Here is a 2,377-nt window from a genome sequence, read left to right on the forward strand (position 1 = left end):
CTCCCGCCGTGAGGCGCCGGCGCGTGGGCAGCAGACGGCGCAGACCGGCCGCCGCCGGACCGGTTCCGGCACCGGCCGCCGCCTCGTCGTCGGGTCCGGCGGCCTTCGGTTCGAGGGGCTTGCGTGCCGCCGGTACGGGGATCCGGCCGCTCACAGCCTCCTTGCCCGTACCGCTCGCGAGGTCCTTGCCGTCCTCGTCCTGCGCGCCGGGCGGCGGCTTGAGCAGCTCGGGCACCTCGATGCCGCCGACGAAGCCGGGCACCGGGCCGAAGGGCTGGCCGCCGCCCTCCCCGAACGGAGAGGCGTCGACGCGCCACCAGTCCGGGTCGGTCTCCCCGGGGCCCAGCTCGTCCAGGCCCGCGAGATGGGGCGCGGAGGCGCCGTACGAGGCGGTGGGCGGCGGCGGTGCCGCAGGCTCGTCCGGGTCCTTGCCGCCCTTGGTGAGCTTGCCGACCTTGCCGGCCCAGCCGCTCTTGCGGAGCGAGATCTTCCGTCCGCTGCCCGTATCCGTACCGTCCGTGCCGCCGGAGAGACCCGTACCGCCCCAACTGCCCGCGCCGCGCGGGCCGTTCGAGCCGCCGGAGGACGCCGGGCCGCCGGAGCCGCCCTCCCCGCTTGCGTACGACCCGCTTCCGTACGACCCGCCGTCCGCGCTCGCGCCGCCACCGCCCCGCGCCGCGACGATGTCCTCGGGACGTCCCAGCCGGCCGAGGATCCGCTTCACGGCGGCCTTGCTGTCGGCTCCGCCCTGCTCGGCCCGCATCCGGTCGATCTCGCCGCGCAGCCCGTTGACCAGGCGCGCACGCTCGGCCGCCGTCATCGGCGTGCTGTGGGCCAGGTCGCCGATCCGGCTCAGATAATCGAATACGAGCTTGTCGCTCTCGATCCCCACCAATTCCCCAACGACTGCTTGCCCTTGGCGCCTGCCCTGCCGTTCTCCAGGCTCGACCCCGACGGTACCCTGCGCCGCCCGCGCTAACGTGGGTTGGATGAGCACCGAGCACAGCGGCCGCAGCCACGGCGCCGCCGCACCCCGCACGCTCGCCGACGATCTGCGCACGCGCGACGACGCGGCGCTCGCCGGGCTGCTGCGCACCCGCCCGGACCTGCTCTCGCCCGTCCCCAACGACCTCACCCAGCTCGCCACCCGTGCGGGCACCCGTGCCTCCGTCGTACGGGCCGTGGAGCGGCTGGACCGGTTCGCGCTCCAGACCGCCGAGGCCATCGCCGTCGCACCGGACCCGTGTACGTACGGGGTCCTCGAAGCGCTGCTGACGGGCGACCCCGGCGCCGTCGACCCGGAGACCGCGGAGGCCGTCGCCGCCGAACTGCCGCGCGCCCTGCGCACGCTGCGCGAGCAGGCGCTGCTGTGGGGCGGCGAGGACCGGCTCCATCTGGTGCGCACCGTACGGGAGTTGCTCTCGCCCACGCCCTCGTCACCGTCGCCGACCGGCCTCGGCCCGACGCTCGCGGAGGCGACGGCCGGGATGTCGCCGGGCCGGCTGCAGGACATCCTCGCCACCGTGGGACTGCCCGCCACGCACGACCCGGTGAGCGCCCTGGCCGGACTCGTCGCGCTCTTCGCGGACCGCGCCCGTACGGAAGCGCTGCTGGAGGGCGCCCCGGTGGAGTCGCTGGCGATGCTGGAGAAGCTGCGCTGGGGCCCTCCGTACGGCTCGGTGCAGACCGACTCCCCCTCGGCGCCCGTGACTTGGCTGCTCGACCGCGGGCTGCTGGTGCGTACGGCGCCGCGCACCGTCGTGCTTCCGCGCGAGGTGGCCCTGCATCTGCGGGCGGGCCGCGCGCACCGCGAGGTCGAGCCGCTGCCGCCCGCGCCCGTGGTCCGGCGCGAGTATCCGCCCGAGACCGCCGACGAGACCGCCGCGGGCCAGGCGCTCGCCGCCCTCGGCACCCTGGAGGATCTGCTCTCCTCGTGGGAGACCGAGCCGCCGTCGGTGCTCCGCGCGGGCGGTCTCGGCGTACGGGACCTCAAGCGCACCGCCACCGCGCTGGACCTGCCCGAGCCGACGGCCGTCTTCTGGATCGAACTCGCCTACGCGGCGGGCCTGTTGGCCTCCGACAACGAACCGGACGAGTGCTACGCCCCGACACCCGCGTACGACGAGTGGCTGCGGCTGCCCGCACACGAACGCTGGTCGCACGTCGTTCTGCGCTGGCTCACCGGCACCCGCGTGCCCGGCCTGGTCGGCACCCGCGACGCGAAGGGCCGCGGTCTGGCCGCGCTCGGCCAGGGCCTCGACCGGGGTCTGACCGCCGACGTGCGCCGCCGCACCCTGGAGTTGCTGGCCGGACTGGCCCCGGGCGCGGCTCCGGCACAGCAGTCCGTACTGGCGCGGCTGCGCTGGGAGCGCCCGCT

Annotated in this window: 2 pseudogenes; one reads left to right on the plus strand and one right to left on the minus strand. The window is 75.9% G+C overall.

Annotation, left to right across the window (positions count from 1 at the left end):
- Positions 1–892, minus strand: a pseudogene (locus AN218_RS38595) (hypothetical protein); the annotation flags it as partial.
- A gap of 97 nt (positions 893–989) precedes the next feature.
- On the opposite strand from AN218_RS38595, the pseudogene AN218_RS29990 reads away from it, so the two are divergent.
- Positions 990–2,377: pseudogene (locus AN218_RS29990) on the plus strand (hypothetical protein); the annotation flags it as partial.

This window comes from Streptomyces nanshensis, from assembly GCF_001751255.1.
Lineage (GTDB): Bacteria > Actinomycetota > Actinomycetes > Streptomycetales > Streptomycetaceae > Streptomyces > Streptomyces nanshensis_A.